Below are 20,218 nucleotides of genomic sequence, written 5' to 3' on the forward strand. Positions count from 1 at the left end.
GATCGTCAGAACTCTCCGATGAAGGAAATCTCGGGTTCCAGCGCGTAGCCGGTTTCGCGCTCCACGGTTTCCTGGATCTGCGCAATCAGACTGCGCACGTCCGAGGCAGTGGCCCCACCCCGGTTAATGAGGATGTTGGCATGTCGATGGGTAATCTCCGCGCCCCCGATCCGCGTGCCCTTCATGCCGCAGCCGTCGATCAGCCGGCCGGCGCCCACGCCCTCGATCTTTTTGAAGATGCTGCCGGCACTGGGCTCCGCATCGAGGGGCGGGTGCCGGGCGGCGCGCCATTCCAGGTTCTCACGCATGATGCGTCGCATCCGGGCGACGTCGCCGGGCTCGAGTCGGAACGTGGCCTGCAGGACCACATCGTCCCGATAGTGCAGGATGGAGGTGTCATAGCCAAACTCGAAGTAGTCCACCCCCACCGTGCGGCGCGTGTTTTCCTCGGTCAGGATCTCGGCGTTCAGCACCACCTCCTCGATAAACATGGTTCGCTCGCGGGCCGGGGCCGGTGCGAGGAAGTGCAGGTTCTGCCACAATGCACCACCAACCGTTGACGGGATGCCCACGTAGTGCTCCAGCCCGCTCAGGCCGGCGGCAACGGCCTGTTCGATGAGGTCCGGGTACATGACGCATCCGCTTTCGGCAGTGACGAACCCGTGCAACTTGTCGATCGCGTACCCGGTCGCAGCATTTCGGATTACGAGGCCCCGGAAGCCCCCGTCGCCGACGAGAATGTTCGCACCAAGGCCCAGCAGGAAATAGTCGATACCGGCCTCGCGTGCCGCGAGCAGCGCGCTCGCGAGCTCGTCCGCAGTGCGCGCCTCGTAATAGAGGTCGGCCGGGCCTCCGATCTTGAAGGTCGTGAAGGGGGCCAGCGTTACGTTCCGCTGCACGCGGTCCGGGCCAAGCGCGGCTATCAGGTCGGGATAAGAGTCCATCGCCCGCAAAACGCACCCTTGCGTGACGCGATCCCGCTCGTCGCGCGCCTTCACCGCTTGTCCGCACGGGTGGTGAAGCCTTCATGCGGTCCGCAACCCGGTCGATCGGCGGGCGGTACACGGGCATTGAACCAACAAGACCTCCCTGAAATGGCCCAGAACCCCTATCCCAACCTGCAGCGCGCCATTGCCCGTATGGCGGGCTTTGGTGCCCTCTTTGTCATCGTTGCCGGGCTCGCCGGGGGCTGTATGACAACCAGCATCCGGTCCGGTGAGGGCGCCGTCAAGTACAGTGTCTTTGGCGGTACCGACCTGGAGAAACAGTATGGCGAAGGACTCCAGATCCACGCACCCTGGGTGACCCTCTATCGCTACGATGCACGTGTGCAGGAGCAGCTGGAAGACATCACTGCGTTGTCGTCCAATGGTCTCGAGATCGGCATGGATGCGTCCATTCGCTGGCGTCCGCTCGTAAACGATCTGCCGCAGCTGCACACTACGTACGGTGTGGACTACTATCGCAAGCTCGTGCAGCCGGAGCTGCGTAGCGCGGTGCGCGAGATCGTGGGCCAATACACGCCTGAGGAACTGTACTCCTCGCGTCGCACGGAGCTTCAGCAGCAGATTTTCCAGCGCGTAGCCGCTGCCGTCGAACCGCAGTTTGTGCAGGTGGACGCGGTCCTGATCCGCGACATTTCGTTGCCGGACCAGATCCGCATGGCCATCGAGAACAAGCTCAAGGAAGAGCAGGAAGCAGAGCGCTACCAGTTCACCATTGAGAAAGAGCGGCTGGAAGCGGAGCGCAAGGCCATCGAGGCGCAGGGTCAGGCCGAATACCAGCGCATCATCACCGCCAGTTTGTCCAACCAGTTTCTGCGGTTCAAGGGGATCGAAGCCACCCAGCAGCTGGCCAATTCCGAGAACTCCAAGACGGTGATTGTCGGCGGCGGGGGCGATGGACTCCCGGTGATTCTGGGCAATCAATAGCCTGATCGGCCCCTGGGGAGATTCCGGGAAATCCACCCGGATGCTTCGGGGCAGTTTTCCGTACCCAACCGCCGTCCTCTGCCGGTATCGGCACAACCGTCGGGTAGACCGACGGTACCGTTCAGCCCGCGAATCGTCCCTGAGACGGTTCGCGGGCTCGTTTTTGCACCATCACCAAAATGTGCACGCCCGGAGGAGCGTAACGCCGCAACCACCTGGTTTAGTGTGTGGGGGTACTCTGGAAAATTGTTTCACTTGTTGAAACAGATTTTGCCGAAACGCTATATTCCTGTGATTCGGTATCGAGTGTCCCCATAACCCACCCCCGGAGGCGCTTCGGCGCATCCACCTCCAGGACCACACTTGGTATCCACTGGGCCTCCCCCGCAACTGGTTCGCCGGTAGCTCCCGCCCAGAAAGACGCAAACATCCACTCATCGGAAAACGCCATGCTAAGAAAGCTACTGGCGGCGGCCTTCGTCGTCGTGCTGGCTCCATCTATCGCATTCGGTCAGGCCGTTATTACAGGAACGGTCACCGACGGTGACGGCGAGCCGCTTATCGGCGCGAACGTTGTCATTGACGAGCTGGTCATCGGCTCGGCAACCGACCTTGACGGACGGTACACGTTCGAAGTACCTGCGGCGCAGGCACGCGGCCAAAATGTCGCGCTCCGCGCCAAGTTCGTCGGTTTCTCCCCGCAGACGCGGGTCATCACCCTCAACTCCGGCACCCAGACGCAGGATTTCGTCCTGACGTTCGACCGTCTTCGTCTCGACGAGGTCGTGGTGACCGGTGTGTCCTCCGCTACCCCGGCCAAGAAGCTGGCGTTCACGGTGGACAAACTCGACGCCTCCAAGGTTGAGCTCGCACCGGCCGCAAACGCCGTGCAGTCCATCCAGGGCAAAATCGCCGGCGCACAGATCACCCAGGCCTCCGGCCAGCCCGGTGACGGTGTGGCGGTTCGCCTGCGTGGCACGACTTCCCTGACAGGTTCTTCCGCTCCGATGTATATCGTGGACGGTGTGATCCTGACGGGCGGCCTTGCCGACATCGACGCACTGGATATCGAGTCCATCGAAGTTGTGAAAGGAGCTGCTGCTTCTTCCCTCTACGGTGCTCGTGCCCAGAACGGTGTAATCCAGATCACCACCAAGCGTGGCGGAAACATCGCGTTCAACCAGACGCGCGTGACGGTTCGCAACGAGTTCGGCTCCAACAACCTGCAGTTCAGCGACTTCAAAGCCAACGAGGCCCACGATCTTCTGATCGATGCCAATGGCAACTTCCTGAACCAGGATGGCGTCAAGAACACCTGCGACACGTGTCTCGCCAGCGGCTACGGCCCGGGCGTTGAGATCGATCGTCTGTCGGGTACCGACACCCCGGTGTCGTTCTACGACAATCCGTACTCCGCCTCCGGCGCGCTGACGAACAACTTCGACGAGTTCTTCACGCCTGGCGACACGTACACGAACTACATCTCGGTCAGCCAGAACAGCGCGAAGACCAACTTCCACGCATCGTTCACCAACTTCCAGGAAGGCGGAATTCTTCCCGGAATGGACGGATACAACCGGAAGAGCTTCCGCGTCAACCTGGACCACCGCATCAGCGACGACGTGCAGCTGTCAACGTCGACCTACTATGCGGGTGCCACCCGTGACGTGCCCCGGTCCTCGGGCTTCAATCCGTTCTTCGGACTGATGTTTACCAACCCGCTGACTAGCCTCTCCCGTCGTGACGACAACGGCAACCTGCTGGTACAGGCAGACCCGCTGTCCGTCGAGGAGAACCCGCTCTACGTCATCGAGAACGTGGACACCGAAGATCGCGATTCGCGCATCCTTGGTAACGCCCGTCTGCGCTACGAGCCCACCGACTGGCTCAACCTGGAAGGCAACGTGAGCTACGACCGCCGCGATTCGGACTTCCTCCGCTTCGCAGACCGCGGCACCGAGTCCATCGACCCGTCCAACTTCAACGACGGTCAAATCCTGCGCTCCAACACCATCAGCGAGGCGCTCAATGCCGACCTGACCGTGTCGCTGCAGCAGACCTTTGACCAGTTGACGGCTCGCGGCCAATTCAAGTACCAGGCCGAGTCCACCGACTTCATCACGCAGTCGATCACGGGTAACACCCTGACGTCCGAAGGCATCGCCGACTTCTCGAACGTGAACGGCGACAAGATCGTCTCCTCGAACGAGCGTACGATTCGCCTCGACGGCCTGTATGCCACCGGTGGCATCGACTTCGCCGACAAGTACATCGCAGACGTGCTGATTCGCCGCGACGGTTCCAGCCTGTTCGGTGCCGAAGAGCGCTGGCAGACCTACTACCGCGTGTCCGGTGCATGGCGCGTGAGCGAAGAGTCGTTCTACCCGTTCGGCGACTGGATGGAAGAGTTCAAGCTGCGCTTCTCGCAGGGTACGGCCGGCGGCCGTCCTGGCTTCGAAGCCCAGTACGAGACCTTCACGCTGTCCAGCGGGCAGCTGTCGAAAGGCACCCTGGGTAACGCCTTCCTGAAGCCTGAGCTGCAGACCGAGCAGGAGTTCGGTGTGGAGATGGGCATCATGAATCGCATCAGCGCGAGCCTTGTGTACGCCAACGCGAAAGTGGAAGACCAGCTGCTGGTCGTGCCGCTTCCGGGCTACTTCGGCTTCGGTTCGCAGTGGCAGAACGCCGGTACGATCGAGTCCAACACGATCGAGGCCTCCCTGGACTTCAATGTCTTCAGCGACCGCAACAAGTCGCTCGACATCGGCATCGTGTATGACCGCACGAACCAGGAGATCACCGAGTTCAACACGAACCCGTACAAGACGGGCCCGAGCTCCGCGTTCTACTACCGCAACGGCGAGACCATCGGCGCCATGTACGGCATCCACTTCCTGACGGACGTCAGCGAGCTGGCCGAGCAGACGCTGCAGGATGGCTCCGCCGCCACGACAGGTCGCGGTGTGCCGACTGGCTTCCAGGCCAGCGCCTTCCAGACCAACGACGACGGCCTGCTCGTGCCGGTAGGCATCGGCAACAGCTACACCGACGGCTTCGCCAAGGGCCTCTGGGGCAACCGGGTTGATGTCGACGGCGACGGCGACGGCGACATGCTGTTCGGCATGCCGATCAAAGAGGTCAACGACGAAGGTCAGAACTTCCAGCAGATCGGAGACGTGCTGCCGGACTTCAACCTCGGCTTCTCGACCAACTTCTCCTTCAAGGGCTTCTCGGCGTACATGCTGTGGAACGCTCAGGTTGGAGGCGACATCTACAACTTCACCAAGCAGTGGGCCTATCGTGACGGACGTCACCAGGACCAGGATCAGCTTGGCAAGGCTGACGGCGACAAGAAGCCGGCTCAGTACTACGAAGCACTCTACGATGCTACCGCAGTCAACGACTGGTACATCGAAGACGGCACGTACCTGAAGCTGCGCGAGCTCTCCGTGGGCTACCGCGTGCCGCGTCAGCGTCTGCAGAGCTGGTTTGGCAACTCGATCGCCGGCCTCTCGGTCAACCTGATCGGGCGCAACTTGCTGACGTTCACCGACTACTCCGGATTTGATCCGGACGTCGGCGAAGGCAGCGATGCCACCCTGTTCCGCTTCGACGGCTTCGAGTATCCGAAGTACCGGACCTTCACGGGTCGCGTCGAAATCCAGTTCTAGTTGCCCTGGAGCCGGGCCGCTGCGGCGGCCCGGCTACCCGGTCACTCTTGACCAAGGCAACCAAGCAAACTGCTTAAGAGGAAACACATGAAGTTCCGTTTCACTATTGGCCTGGCCGTCGTGCTCATGTTTGGGCTCACGGCCTGCCAGGATCTCTCTGTAGAGAATCCGAACAACCCGGACCGGACCAAGGCTCTGGCGTCCCCGCAGGACGTTGAGAAGCTGGCGTCCGATACGTTTACTGACTACTGGGCCTCCATGCAGTGGTCTTCCCGGTCCATGCCGTGGTCGACCATTGCTGACGAGATCTCCAGCTCCTGGGCCAACTGGGGCATGCGCGACATGTCCTCCGAGCCGCGCATCGCGTGGAACAACGACCCGGCCTACAACCGTGAGGAAATGACCGAATCCCCGTGGTTCGGCTCCTACGGCTGTATCTCCAATGCGGCTGACGCCCTGATTGCCGTCGAAGGCAACGAGGCGCTGTACGAGTCGCAGGGCATCGACACGAACCGCATCAAGGCGTTCGCCAAGATGAACCTGGGCCTGTGCCTGGGCAACCTGGCAACCCGCTTTGACCGCGCGTTCATCGTTGATGAGACCACCGACCTGGAGGCAGTTGCTCTCGGTCAGGTCGAGCTGGAGCTCGCTCCGTACACGGAAGTCCGTGACGCAGCGATCGCCAAGATCGACGAGGCCATTGCCATTGCTTCTTCCAACGCGTTCACCATCACGGACGCCGAGGACTGGGTATTCGGTCTGACGGTTGACAACAACGACCTCGTTCGTATCTCGAACTCGTTCGTGGCACGCATCATGGCCTCGAATGCTCGCACCACGGAAGAGCGCGCCGCAGTGGACTGGGGTGAAGTCATTCGACGTGTGGATGCCGGCATCACCGAGGACTTTGCTCCGATCGGTGACGACAACGGCGACATTCGCGAGTGGGACGCCATGAAGTTCTACGGCCAGGAGCATCGCACCTGGGCGCGCGCTGACTACCGCTCGATCGGTCCCGCCGACGAGTCCGGTGGATACGCGACCTGGCTTGCCACGCCGACTTCGTCCCGGAACGTGTACTCCGGTCTGACCACGCAGGACCGTCGCATCATGGGTGCCGGCGGCCCCGAAGAAAGCGGCAGCTACTTCCGCTATGTGGGCGTTCCTGGTCCGTTCCCGTCCTCGCGCGGTACGTACCACTACAGCTCGCACACGCACAACCGCTTCAAGCCGTACCAGGAAAACAACGCCAACGGTGTCATGACGCACATGACCAAGGCCGAGATGGACCTGTACAAGGCTGAGGGTCTGCTTCGCACCGGCGGTTCCGCCGCTACGGTTGCACAGCTGATCAACAACACGCGTGTTGCCAACGGCGAACTGCCGCCGGCAACGGCATCGACTCCCGCCGGCTCGCCGGGTGACGGATCATGGAGAAACACCGAGATCCACATCAACGGCACGCTCTGGGGATACCTGATGCACGAGTTCCGCATGGAGACCTTCGCAACCGCAGGTGCGCTGGCATACGCCAACGACCGCGGCTGGGGAGACCTCGTGCAGGGAACGCCGCTGCACTACCCCGTACCGGGCGCCGAGCTTGAGACGCTTGGTCTCGACAACTACACCTTTGGCGGTGTAGGCGGCCCGAGCGCTGCGCCTAAGAACAAGGCGGATCGCTACCTGGCCATCGAGGAGCGCAACGTACGCGTCAAGTAACCCCGGTTACTTGCTGATTTCTCTGGAGAGGGCCGGGCGGCTTGGTCGTCCCGGCCCTCTTCCGTTTTCCCCCAAACCCGGAGAACCATGAGACCCCGTTTTTTTCTTCTGATTGCACTGATGGCGTTTCCGGTAGTGCTTGCCGGCTGCGCGAGTTCCGGAAACACCGGCGCTCGGCAGAGCCAGGTCAGGGCCAATCTGGGCACGGCCGCGCGATCGACGCTGGTCAACGAGACCGTGCAGATCCTGACGTCCCGGTACGGCTACAACATGCTCCGCACGGTGATGGACACCGAGGACATGCGATTCGAAACCGACTGGAAGCAGGAGTCGGCGCTCGCCGATGAGAAGGATCAGGGCTACACGCACGCCCGAACCAAGATTACGGTCACGGCCCGGCCGCGTAATCGCTCCACGTCGGGCTCGCAGAACCTGGCCGTGAACTTTGTGGCCGAAACCCAGGTCTTGCCGTTCGGCAATGAGGTCTGGATTTCCATCGAGCCGACCGACGAACGAAAGGACGCGCTCCGCCAGATTTCCACGTACCTTCGCCGCACGTACCAGACTGCGATGCGATGAGCAGAAATGCCCTGCTGATTTTCATGACGGCCGCAGTCCTCACGGGCTGCGGCCGTCGTGGTGCTGTGCCGTTGTCGTACGATCCCCCGGGGTCGACGATCACCGTTTCCAAGCCGATAACGACCCCGGACCGGCGCACGTGGAATGTGGGCGCCATCGGTGTCACAAATGACTATGTAGGGGCACGCCTGAACGAGTTGACCCAGGTCAACGATACCCTGCTGCTCGGAACGATTCGGCCTGAGAACGCCCCGATCAACAACAGCGCCTGGTTTGGCTTCAAGATCTGGTCCGAAACCGACCGGGATGTGTGGGTGAGGCTGGAGTACGAAGACGGGGATCACCGGTACATTCCCAAAGTGAGCAGCGATGGCTCGGCCTGGCGTGCTATCGATAACTCGGCTTTTCGGGTCGATACGACCGGAGAGCGCCGTGCCGGCCTTATGAAACTGCGTGTATCTCCGGACACACTCTGGGTGTCCGGCCAGGAACGGCTTGTCAGCACGTTCTACGACGACTGGACGGCTCTCATTGCCGGGCACCCCGACGCAACGCTGCGAAGGGTCGCCGAGTCTACGTATGGATCGCCGATTCGTCTGCTGGACATGGGACCCGACGACTCCGATGAGTTCGTCCTGCTCATTTCGCGCCAACATCCGCCTGAAGTCACCGGTGCCCTCGCCGTGCTGACCTTCATTGAGCGCATCATGCAGGAAGACGATCTGGCGCGCGCTTTTCGGGCGAGGTACCGCATCCTGGCCGTGCCGCTCATGAATCCGGACGGCGTGGACGATGGGCACTGGCGCCATAACGCCGGCGGGGTCGACCTCAACCGGGACTGGATCGCCTTCAATCAGCCGGAAACCCGGGCTGTGGCCCAATACTTCGTGGACACAGTGGGCGACGGCACCGTGCGCTTCGCCGCGGATTTCCACTCCACTCAGGTTGACGTGTTCTACACCACGCTGCGCCACCTGGTATCAAACACGCCGGGATTGGTAGACCTCTGGCTGGCCGATATTGCGGAGGCACTGCCTGACTACCACGTGAACGACGCGCCGCGCGATGTCGAATCGCCAACTTCCAAGAGCTGGTTTTATCTCCAGTTCAACGCCACGGCGATGACCTACGAGGTGGGTGACGAGACCGACCGGGATACGATCCGGGCCGTCGCAACGGCAGGAGCAGAGTCCATGATGCGGCGTTTGCTGGACGTTCCTGCAAACTGAACCCGCCTGCCTGGTGCGACTCCTTTGTATCGGCCTCGCGGTCCTGACGGCCGCCGGCTGCGCCGAACCTCCGCCGCCCGCAGAGTGGGTCGAGGCCGCCGATCACAGGTGGATCGAGCTCCGGCCTGAGGGACGAGGGGCGGGCTTCTCTCCCGTGTCTGGAACCGGGATAGACTTCACTGGCACACTGTCCGACTCTGCGTTCCTGGGCAACCGGCATCTCGTCAACGGGGCCGGTGTCGCCATCGGGGACGTGGATGGAGACGGCCTGCCGGATGTGTTCCTTGCAGGCCTCGAAGCGTCGTCCCGGCTTTACCGCAATCGGGGCAACATGCAGTTCGAGGACGCGACCGAAGCGGCAGGGCTGGCCCTTGAGGCGTGGCAAAACACCGGGGCCGCTTTCCTCGACACCGACGGCGACGCCGACCTGGATCTTGTGGTCACCGTGCTGGACGGTCCAAGCATGCTGCTGCTCAACGACGGCACCGGGAGATTCCAGGAGGACGGATCCTGGCCCGGCAAGCTGGCCGGGCCTCGCGGGGGTACCACCCTTGCGGCTGCCGACATCGACGGCGACACGGACCTGGACGTCTATGTCACGAACTACCGACGGCACACCGTAAAAGACCTCTACCACCCGGACGAGATTACCTTTGAGGAGACCGTAGTCCGGGAAGGCGATGCGTTCCGCATGCTGCCGCCCTTCGACGAGTACTACCGCATCGAAGTCCAGAAGCGTAGGGTCATGCGCTACCAGTACGGCGAGCCGGACATGCTACTGGTCAACGAGGGAGGCAGCTTCCGGGACGCAACCACGACAGCCTTTCCAACCGGCACTGACCTGCCCGAGGATTGGGGCCTGGCGGCGCAGTTCCGGGATCTGGACCTGGACGGCGATCCCGACCTCTACGTGTGCAACGATTTCGAGGGCCCCGACCACATCTGGATCAACCGCGGAGACGGCACATTCCGGGCACTGCCGCAGCTGTCTTTGAGGCACACACCGCAGTCATCTATGGCGATAGACGGCGCGGACGTGGACCGGGACGGTGACATAGACCTCTTCGTCACAGAGATGCTCAGCCGCACACACGAGCGGAGGTTGCGGCAGGTGCCCGGTCCCCCGCCCATCATTCCCGAGCCGGGCGAGATCCAGGTCCGCCCCCAGGTAATGCACAACTCCCTGTTCCTGGCGCAGCCGGCCGTGCGCGCGGGACAGCCGCAAATCGGCGTGCAGGACTATGTCGATGCCGCCTGGGCGTTTGACGTTGCTGCGTCAGAATGGTCATGGGCCGCCATCTTCCTGGATGTGGATCTGGACGGCTGGGAGGACCTGCTCATTTCGACTGGCCATCGCTACGACGCGATGGACCTGGATACCCAGACCAGCATGGCCGGCCGCAGGTCGGGAGACGACTGGACGGCGGAGCTTCTCGAATTCCCTCGCCTGGACCTCAACAACGTCGCGTTCCGCAATGAGGGTGGCACCCACTTTACGGAAGTGGCGGAAGGGTGGGGCTTCGGTCTCGAGCCTGACGTGACGCACGGCGTGGCGTTCGGTGACCTTGACGGCGACGGAGATCTGGACCTGGTCGGCAACCGCCTGCAGAACACCGCCGTGGTCTGGCGCAATGAGGCGGACGCGCCGCGCATCGCCGTGCGACTGCGAGGTCGGGGAGGGAATCGGTTCGGGATAGGGGCCCGGGTCACGCTGGAAGGCGGGGGCATGATGCAGCAGAAGGAAATTCTCGCCGGGGGCCAGTATCTGTCCGGCAGCGAGCCCATCGCCACTTTCGCCGCGCTCTCGGGCACGATGGTGCTGACCGTGCACTGGCCGTCCGGAGCCCGTACCACGTTGCCGGTGCAGCCAAACCGCCTCTACGAGGTGGACGAGCCGTCGGGCAGCAGTGAGCCCGCGCCCCCGCCCGGCCCGGCTGCCCTTTTCAGCGCCGAGCAACTCGCCGACCACCAGGACGCACACTTTGAGGATCGAGCCCGCCAGGCCCTGTTGACGCGTCGCCTCAGCAACGACGGCCCCTATGCAGCGAGCGGAGACCTTGATGGTGACGGCCGTGCCGAGGTCGTCATCGGCACCGGAGGGGGCGGCCGACCGGTCGTGTACCTGAATCGCGCGGACGGGCTCGTTCCCGCCGACGTGTCGGTGGTCAGGCCCGCGGCGGGAGACTGGGCAGGACTCGCCGTATCCACCGGACGACTGATCGCAGCAGTGAGCGGATACGAGACCGACCTTCCGTCACGCCTGGACCAGTATTCCCTGAACGGCGAGCGCCTGGTGGACCGGGGAAGCATCAATTTGGGTGGCGGCTCACCGGGGCCGCTTGCAGTGGCCGATGTGGACGGTGACGGCGACGACGACCTGTTTGTCGGCATGCGTTTCCTGCCGAATCGCTACCCGTCGTCGGTACCCAGCCGTTTCTACATGCGGGAGGGCGATGCACTTATGCCGGGCCCTGAGCTGCCCGCCGGCCTGGTGACCGGAGCCGCGTTCGCCGATGCGGATGGGGATGGCGATCAGGACCTCGCCATCTCCACGGAGTGGGGTCCGGTGCTGCTTTATCTGAACGACGGCAACGGCGGATTCTCAGACGCCACGGATTCGTGGGGCCTGGGCGATCACACGGGCCTGTGGCGCAGCGCGACGTGGCTGGACGCGGACGGCGATGCACTTCCGGACCTGCTGACCACAAATTGGGGCTGGAATTCCACCTACGGTCGCATCGGTGCCCCGGACTATGAGGGTCGAGGCCGTCGCCTGTACTTCGGTGACTTCGACCGCAACGGCTCTGTGGACCCGGTGGAAACGGAGTACGTGGAATCCCTTGATGCCTGGGCCCCCATCCATCGCCTGATGGACCTCGTCCGGGGTCTGCGGTACGTCACGCGTCGCATGGAGACTGCCTCGGAATATGCCAACGCATCTATTTCCGATGTGCTCGGGCCCGCCGCCGGAGACGCCCCTTTTGCATCCATAAACCAGCTGGGCCATGTCCTGTGGCTCAACCGGGGGGACCGGTTCGAGCCCATCCTGCTGCCCGAAGCGGCCCAGCGCGCCCCGGCGTCCGATGCGGCGGTGCTCGATGTAAACGGTGACGCGCACCCGGACGTGGTGCTCTCCCAGAACTTTTTCCCGCTGCTCCCTGAAGACGGCCTGCGCCAGGATGGCGGCAACGGCCTAGTGCTCATAGGGGACGGTGCGGGCAATCTTCAGGCAACGGGCGATGCCTTGGGACTTTTCGGCGACGGCCGCGCGATACTGGCCGTGGACCTCGAGGCGGACGGCATCTCCGAGCTCGTCGCCACGCAGAACTCCGCGCCGGCCTATCTCTTCCGGCTGAACAGGTGAGGGTACTGCTCCTGGCGTTGCTGGTGGCGGGCTGCACGGGCACGCCTCAACAGCCCACCGAGTGGGTGCAGGAAGACGGCTATCGCTGGCGGCAGCTGGCCGTGAAGGGCAAGGGCGCCGGTTTCACGGAGGTGGGAGGCGTCGACTTCATGAACGTGCTCTCCGACGCGGCCATCGTGCAGAACCGGAATCGCATGAACGGCTCCGGCGTGACGATCGGAGACGTGGACGGTGATGATCGCGCGGACATTTTCTTCGCGGCCATGGAGTCGAAGCCCAGGCTATACAGAAATCTGGGCGATTGGACCTTCGAGGACGTGACCGAACAGGCCGGCCTTGCGGCTGCGCCGCACTGGTCTACGGGCGCCGTGTTCGTGGACGTGGACGCCGATCGGGACCTGGATCTGTTTCTGACGGTGCTGACCGGCCCGAACGTGCTCTACCTCAATGACGGATCGGGCCGATTTGAGGCCACGCCCGCCGGTGTCGAGTCTGGACGGGGCAGCATGGGTGCCGCGTTCGGGGATCTGACGGGCGATGGGGTTCTGGATCTGTACGTGGCGAACTACAAGCGCATCGCGGCGCGGGATACGTTTCCTCCGGATCGGCTGCTGTTTCAGAATCTGGTGGGGCCCGACGGCTCCGTGGTCCCGGAGATGGCCGACCACTTTCGCATCGACGAGGTGGACGGACAGCCTTTGAGGTTGGAGTTGGGGGAGGAGGATCAGTTCTACCGGGGGAACGGAGACGGCACGTTTACGGAGGTCGATCCGCCGGTCGAAGTGGATCGGGACTGGGGGCTGACGGTCCGTATCCAGGACTTCAGTGGTGACGGGGAGCCGGATCTGTACGTGGCCAACGATTTCGAAAGCCCCGACTACGTGTCGGCATCACAAGCCGGGGAACTGACGCTTGGGCATACCCCGAATTCCAGCATGGCGGTGACCGCGGCCGACATCAACCGGGACGGCATCCCGGATGTATTTGTGCCCGACATGCTGAGCCCGGACCCGAAGGCGCGTCGCTTTCAGGCCGGTACGGCAGCTCCGGTGCGCATCCCGCCGGGCGACCACCATTCCGTGCCTCAGTACATGCAGAATGCCCTGTTCGTCTCGTCAGGAAATCAGCACATGGCGGAGGTGGCGCAGGCCTATGGGGTCGAGGCGACCGAGTGGACCTGGGGCGCCGAGTTCCTGGATGTGGATCTCGACGGGCATGAGGATCTGCTGATGACCACAGGCCACTCCTTCGACGTGCAGGATGTGGACGCCCAGATGCGCGAGCGGGAGGCCATCCGGCGCGTGCGATCCGTGGAGCAGTTCCGCAGCCTCATCCTCGACTACCCGCGACTGGAACTGCCCAACATGTCTTTGCGCAACATCGATGGCGAGCGCTTCGAGCCCATCGACTGGGGATTCACGGACGAGCCGGACATCTCCCACGGCATGGCGCTTGGTGACCTGGACGGGGACGGTGATCTGGATGTCGTGGTGAACCGCCTGAACAAACCGGCAGGGGTGTTTCGCAACGATGCATCGGCGCCGCGAATCGCGGTCAGATTCAGGCTGGAAGGTGACAACCCGTTCGGTATTGGCTACTTCGCCGGCGGCAAGGAGATCATTGCCGGTGGAGGCTACCTGTCCGGACATGAAGCCCTGATTTCTCTGCCTGCAGACAGCTCGCTCAGGCTGGCGCACGGGGCCGGCCGGCAGAGCTTGCGGGTTCAGCCGAATCGCCTCTACGAAATCCAGGAGTACGAGTCGGGAATCCGGCGCGAAGGCCGGCCGCCGCCGCCCTTCACCGACACCCTCGCCACCCACACCGACCTCCCTTTCGACGACCGCACGCTTCAACCGCTTCTGCCGCACACGCTGGCCTCCAACGGCCCGTTCCTCATCAAGGGAGATCTCGACAACGACGGACAGGAGGAACTGCTGATCACCCCCGGTCGACGCGGGCGCCCACAACTGCTGATGGCCGATGGCACCCGCATCGAGGGCCCGGAAGCCGACGGCGACTGGACCGGCGCCGCGATCCAGGACGGACAGATAATCGCGGCCGTATCGGGCTACGAGACCGGCACCACCGGCTCGCTGATCCGCCTTGATCTGGAGGACGGCCGTCTTCTCGAAACGACACGTCAACCGCTGGATTTCGTGCTAACCGGCCCGGTGGTCACGACCGACAACATCGTCTTCGTAGGTGCCCGGGCCGAGGCCGGCCGCTACCCCATCGCCCAGCCGAGCCTGCTCATTCCCGGCGGCGAACTGGAAGCGGGCATGGTCACGGGGGCCGACTTCGGCGATTTTGACGGCGACGGTGACGCCGATCTGGCGGTGAGCAACGATTGGGGGCGGATCCGCATCTTCGAGAACCGCGATGGCACCTTCGCTGAGATCGACGGCCCGGAGGAAACCGGCCCGTGGCGAACCGTGACATGGACCGACCACAACGGCGACGGGCGCCTGGACCTCTTCGCCGGAAATCTGGGCTGGAATTCGCGTCTGGGCGCGCCGGACCGGGACGGCAAAACGGTTCGCCTGTACCACGGCGACTTCGATGGCAACGGCACCTACGATGTGCTGGAGGCCGAATACCGGAACGATATCCGCGATTGGAGCCCGATCCTGGACTTCAATACGCTGCGCAACGCCCTCCCCGGTATCGCGCGCCGGGTGAGTTCGTGGCATGCCTATGCCGGCTCCAGCGTGGAGGACCTGTTCGGGGAGGATCTCCAGTACCTCGAAGCCAATACGCTCGCGAGTACCGTCTTCATCCAGACGGACCGCGGGTTTGAGGCCCAGAGCCTGCCCTTTGAGGTTCAGTGGGCGCCTGCCAACGCATTCGGCGTGCAGGGAGACTCGCTGTACATCGCCCAGAATTTCTTCCCGGTGTTTCCGGAAAGCAGAACCCGGCATGATGCGGGACGTGGATTGCGGCTCACGCCTGGAAGCCTGAAGCATCTCGGCGTCTTCGGGGATCAGCGGGGCATCGCGCGCTGGCGGGAGGGCGTGGTGATCGGCCTGAATGCCGGCCCGGTAGTGTGGATCCAGTGGTGAGGTGGCTTCCGGTGATAGCGCTCCTGGCGGCCTGCGGCGCCCCGCCCCAGCCGACCGACATGGACGGCACCGCCGCCATGGCCGCGCGCCTGGCCGCACTCGCCGATTCCACCGAGGCCAATCCCATCATCAACGCGCACGCCAACAGTGCGCGCGTGGCACGCCTGATCGAAAACGGCCCGCCGCCATCGCCTGAGCAACGGCTCTTCTGGGAGATCAACCTGGCCCAGGAGCGACTGCGCGCGGGAGACAACGAAGGGGCCATCGCCGGTTTCGAGGCCGCCCTGGAGCAGTCGGAGCGGTTTCCCCCTGCGCAGAAACTGGCCCTGCTGGATCTGCTCGCGATCTCCTACATGCGCCTTGGCGAGCAGGAAAACTGTATCGACGATCCAAGCGCCGATCGATGCATCTGGCCGATCGTGGAGAATGGCGTGCACCGCTATCCGCGCGGCTCGCAGAACGCGATTGAGCGCTATGAGGAGATCCTCGCGCAGGATCCCGATGACCTGAACAGTCGCTGGCTGCTCAACGTCGCGTACATGACGCTGGGAGCATGGCCGGACGGCGTGCCGCCTGCACAGAGGCTGCCGACACCCGCATCCGAAGCCTCGATGCCGCGCTTCCTGGACCGCGCAGGCCCCACAGGCACGGACGTGGAAGGCCTTTCGGGCGGCGTGGTCATGGAGGACTTCGATGAGGACGGCCTGCTGGACATTATGGCGTCGAGCTGGGGACTTCGCGACCCGCTACGGCTCTTTCTGAACGATGGGCAGGGTGGTTTCCAGGAGGCAGACACCGGCCTGGACGGCATCACCGGCGGCCTCAATCTGGTGCATGCCGACTACGACAACGACGGCGACGCGGACGTGCTGGTCCTGCGTGGAGCCTGGCTCTACCACGGGTGGCCGAACTCCCTGCTGCGAAACGAAGGGAATGGCCGGTTTGTGGATGTCACCCTGGCAGCCGGACTGGGCGGTGAGTTTCCCAGCCACTCTGCCGCCTGGTCCGACTACGACAACGACGGCTGGCTGGATGTCTTCGTCGGGCATGAAACCAACCCCGAGGCAGGGTTCATTCCAAGCCAGCTGTTCCGCAACCGTGGCGACGGCACGTTTGAGGACGTCAGCGAATCCACTGGCCTGCGAGCCATCGGGTACGTCAAGGGCGCGGTGTGGGGAGACGTGGACAATGACGGGCGTCCGGACCTGTACGTCTCCAACCTGTACGGAGCCAACCAGCTCTGGATGAATCGGCCGGAGGGGTTCGTGGAGTCCGCCCGAGAGGCAGGCGTCACAGAGCCCGAGGATTCCTTCCCGACTTGGTTCTGGGACGAGAACAATGACGGCCACCTGGACCTTTTCGTCTCCGGCTGGCGCGCCATGGCGGGCGATGTGGCCGCAGAATACCTGGACCTGCCGCACCGGGCTGAGCCGCCGCGGCTGTTCCGTAATCGGGGAGACGGCACCTTCGAGGACGTGACAGCGGAGCGGCGTCTGGATCGCGTGCTGTACACTATGGGTGCCAACTTCGGCGACCTGAATGGCGACGGCTGGCTGGATCTCTACCTGGGCACCGGGGATCCAGACTTTCGCGCGTTGATGCCGAACCGCATGTTCATCGGAGGCCCGGACGGCTTCCGGGAGGTGACCGAAGCCGGCGGTTTCGGCCATCTGCAGAAGGGGCATGGCGTGGCGTTCGGGGACCTGGACCACGACGGCGATCAGGACGTCTATGCCGTAATGGGAGGCGCATTCGAAGGGGACGTCTTCCGGAACGTGCTGTTTGAAAACCCGCTGGACGTGCAGTCGTGGGCGACGCTGCGTCTGGAGGGCACGACCAGCAATCGGTCTGCCGTGGGAGCACGCGTGCGCGCAGTGGCCGGAGGCCGAAGCCTCCACCGGCTGGTCGGGTCGGGTGGCAGCTTTGGCGCCCAGTCGTTTCGCGTCTACCTCGGGCTGAACGGGGCTACGCGCATCGATACCCTGGAGGTCACCTGGCCGTCTGGCCGAACGGACGTGTTCACGGATCTGCCGGTACGCGCCCACTATGCCCTGTCGGAGGGCGCCGAGGCACCGACACCCCTCAACCTGCCCGGATTCCGGCTGTCGGATCAGCCCCCCGATCATGCGCATTGAGGCGCGGTTTGCAGCAGTCCGCGGTACCCGCCGGAACCCTGCGCGGCGCTTGAAATAGGCAGTACATGCCTCGATTGCTTCGATTCGCGGTCCTCGCAGCCGTTTCCCTGTTCTGTGCGCTGCCCCTGCACGCGCAGGCTGAGCGCGACTATTTCAACGCGGGTATGCGGGCGTTCGAGGCGGGGGACTTCGGCGCCGCGGCCGCCCAGTTTGATTCCCTGGTGGCACGGTCGGCGGCCTGGTCGGACCTCGAGTATGGTGCTGCGGCTTATTGGCTTGGGGCGGCTCTGCGGGAGACCGGACAGGACAGCGCAGGCGTAGCTGCATGGAGAGCGGGGGTCATGGCGATGCTCGAACAGGGCTCCTTCGATGTCCGCCTGGCTGATTCCTATCTGGATCATCTCATGGCGGCACCCGGGCGCCTGGACGAGGCTCTTCCGACGGCCGTGGATCTTTACGTCAACCTGCTCTACAACGTCGATGCGCTGCTGGACGAGGAAGAATCTGCACGGTTGCGCAGACATGTCGCGCAACTGGCCCTGGTTGCTCCCGCGGGAGTCATGCAGGACGCAGGGCGCGGGGACGCTCTGGGCGCAGGGGCGACCTGGAGTGCTCGATCCGGTGCGGGACCGCTCCTGGTTACCTGGTGGCGCAGCCAGGATCCGGTGCCGGCCACAAGGAGCAACGAGCGGTTGGAAGAGCATTTACGCCGCGTTGCCCACGTCCAGCGCGAATTCTCCGATGTGGATCGGCCCGCTGGTGTGGACGACCGTGGGGAGATCTACCTGCGCTACGGCCCGCCGGAGGAAGAAATCAAAGTCCGCTTCGATGACCCGGTGCTCACCGACATCGTATATCGACCCGGTGTGGCGGTGAGTCTCTCGGATTTCCCGGACAACGAGTTCTGGGTGTTCGGCCATATCGACCGCTCGGCGTGGTTCCTGTTCGTCGAGGACAAGGGATCCTATCGCATCGCGGAGACGGAGGATCTGGTACCCAACCAATTGCGCACCGGATTCGGCCCCAGCCAGCGCGGCCGCATCAAGGCGGGCATGACCATCGCTGTGCTGCAGAACATCTTCCGGCAACTGGCGCCCCTGCATCCGGACTTCGCCATCCGGTATGCGGAGGTGGATAACTACGCCATGCGCATGCCGGAATTCCAGCCTGGGCGCCTGGCCAATCGTACCTCCGGCAGTCTGGCTGCGATTCCCGGTGGCGTCACGGGGGAGACCCAGGCAGAGCAGCCGACGGCATTTATCCAGACCATGATGGTCAAGTCGCGGACCGAGGATGATGAGTCGATCTCCCGCAGGGAAGAGTACGCGCCCAGGGTCTACACAGAGGCGCTCTCCGATGCCGGCGAACTGCGGATGGGTTATCGCACAGTGCGCTACCTGGAACCCGACGGTTCCACGCGCACGGTCATTCACTGGAGCCCTGAGCCCGGCGAACTGAGACCTGGCCGGGGCGAGCGCCGCATCCTGGATGAGATGGCCTACGAAGACAGCGGGCGCTATCTCCTGACGTTGACGGCCGTTCAGAAGACGGCGGAATACCTGGACCGCGTCGTGCACACAGACCGTTTCCTGGTCGATGACCTCCCGAACCAGGACGAGGCCATTCCGGTGCAGCAGACGACGCTGCTCGGCGACACGACGCTCTTCAACGTCGCCATGCAGTGGGACCAGTATGCCATGGGTGCCTCGCGCACCAGGAAGGGCCCCCGCATTCGAGTGGCCACCGCGCAGCTGGACAGTCTGCCGCCGCTCAACGCTGATCCGGGTGTGCTGGAGATGAGTGATCTCCTGCCGATGACGGCGCTGTTGGCGTCCAGCCCGGCTGACTTCGTTCCCACGCCGTACCCGTTCGGCACCCTGACGCGCGAACTGCAGCTGGCACTCTCGTTTGAGGTCTATCACCTGGCCTTCGGTGCGGATGACCAGACGCGATACACGGTGTCGTTCGACGTCGCTCGCAACGACAGCCGCGGCGGATTCCTGTCGCTGCGAGGGCGCGATCAGGGCACCAGTTCCAGCTTCCAGAGCACCGGCACCTCCCGCAAGGCCAACGAAATGATCCTGATCGATCTGCAATCCTGGGAGGGAAGTGGCGAACTCGACATCACGGTAACCGTCACGGATGATGTGAGCGGCCAGGCCATCACCCGTGACATCACGTTTGAGTTGCGGTGAGCACGAACCCGGACTTCTTTGACCGGGTCTACCAGGTAGTGGAGGCCATCCCACACGGCCGCGTTACCACCTATGGTCACATCGCCCGTCATCTCGGCCTTGCGTCGAGTGCGCGCACGGTGGGATGGGCGCTGGGCAGTGCGGGGGCCTCGCACCTTCCGTGTCACCGGGTGGTGAATCGATTCGGGGCGCTCACCGGCCGCATGAAGTTCAGAACGCCCTTCGCCATGGAGGAGTCCCTGCGCAGTGAGGGAGTGACGTTTCTGGATGACGGGACGGTGGACCTGTCATTGCACCTGTGGGATCCGGGCGAGCCCGACGGGTAGTCACGGTCAG

General features: G+C 63.7%; 11 protein-coding genes. 10 read left to right on the forward strand and 1 reads right to left on the reverse strand.

Annotation, left to right across the window (positions count from 1 at the left end; genetic code table 11):
- Nucleotides 1–5 precede the first annotated feature (5 nt).
- Nucleotides 6–944, reverse strand: a complete 939-nt coding sequence (gene murB / locus JJ896_08220; protein ID MBO6779627.1) for a UDP-N-acetylmuramate dehydrogenase — start codon at nucleotides 942–944, stop codon at nucleotides 6–8.
- A gap of 150 nt (nucleotides 945–1,094) precedes the next feature.
- Here murB and JJ896_08225 point away from each other — a divergent pair, with 150 nt between their 5' ends.
- From JJ896_08225 to JJ896_08270, 10 genes are all read left to right on the forward strand, one after another.
- On the forward strand, nucleotides 1,095–1,931 hold the full coding sequence (locus JJ896_08225) for a prohibitin family protein (protein ID MBO6779628.1): 837 nt from the start codon (nucleotides 1,095–1,097) through the stop codon (nucleotides 1,929–1,931).
- Nucleotides 1,932–2,380: 449 nt separating this feature from the next.
- The gene (locus tag JJ896_08230; GenBank protein ID MBO6779629.1) at nucleotides 2,381–5,602 is read left to right on the forward strand and encodes a SusC/RagA family TonB-linked outer membrane protein; all 3,222 of its coding nucleotides are present in this window, start codon (nucleotides 2,381–2,383) and stop codon (nucleotides 5,600–5,602) included.
- 87 nt (nucleotides 5,603–5,689) lie between these two features.
- On the forward strand, nucleotides 5,690–7,321 hold the full coding sequence (locus tag JJ896_08235; protein ID MBO6779630.1) for a hypothetical protein: 1,632 nt from the start codon (nucleotides 5,690–5,692) through the stop codon (nucleotides 7,319–7,321).
- An 87-nt stretch (nucleotides 7,322–7,408) separates the two neighbouring features.
- Nucleotides 7,409–7,900, forward strand: a complete 492-nt coding sequence (locus JJ896_08240; protein ID MBO6779631.1) for a hypothetical protein — start codon at nucleotides 7,409–7,411, stop codon at nucleotides 7,898–7,900.
- Nucleotides 7,897–9,129: a hypothetical protein gene (locus tag JJ896_08245; protein ID MBO6779632.1), complete on the forward strand. Its 1,233-nt coding sequence runs from the start codon at nucleotides 7,897–7,899 to the stop codon at nucleotides 9,127–9,129. The genes JJ896_08240 and JJ896_08245 overlap by 4 nt, the downstream gene beginning before the upstream one ends.
- A gap of 13 nt (nucleotides 9,130–9,142) precedes the next feature.
- Nucleotides 9,143–12,493 (forward strand): VCBS repeat-containing protein, encoded by a 3,351-nt coding sequence (locus JJ896_08250; protein MBO6779633.1) that lies wholly within the window; start codon nucleotides 9,143–9,145, stop codon nucleotides 12,491–12,493.
- Entirely contained in the window at nucleotides 12,490–15,552 is a 3,063-nt protein-coding gene (locus JJ896_08255; GenBank protein ID MBO6779634.1) for a VCBS repeat-containing protein, read from the forward strand. Before JJ896_08250 ends, JJ896_08255 begins: the two co-directional genes overlap by 4 nt.
- The gene (locus JJ896_08260; protein ID MBO6779635.1) at nucleotides 15,549–17,687 is read left to right on the forward strand and encodes a CRTAC1 family protein; all 2,139 of its coding nucleotides are present in this window, start codon (nucleotides 15,549–15,551) and stop codon (nucleotides 17,685–17,687) included. The genes JJ896_08255 and JJ896_08260 overlap by 4 nt, the downstream gene beginning before the upstream one ends.
- A 65-nt stretch (nucleotides 17,688–17,752) precedes the next feature.
- Complete coding sequence (locus tag JJ896_08265) at nucleotides 17,753–19,882, forward strand: GWxTD domain-containing protein (protein MBO6779636.1); 2,130 nt, start codon at nucleotides 17,753–17,755, stop codon at nucleotides 19,880–19,882.
- Nucleotides 19,879–20,208, forward strand: coding sequence for a methylated-DNA--[protein]-cysteine S-methyltransferase (locus tag JJ896_08270; protein ID MBO6779637.1), 330 nt, complete (start codon nucleotides 19,879–19,881; stop codon nucleotides 20,206–20,208). The genes JJ896_08265 and JJ896_08270 overlap by 4 nt, the downstream gene beginning before the upstream one ends.
- The last annotated feature ends 10 nt before the right edge of the window (nucleotides 20,209–20,218 follow it).

It is taken from the genome of Rhodothermales bacterium, from assembly GCA_017643395.1.
Taxonomy (GTDB): Bacteria; Bacteroidota; Rhodothermia; order Rhodothermales; family UBA10348; genus JABDJZ01.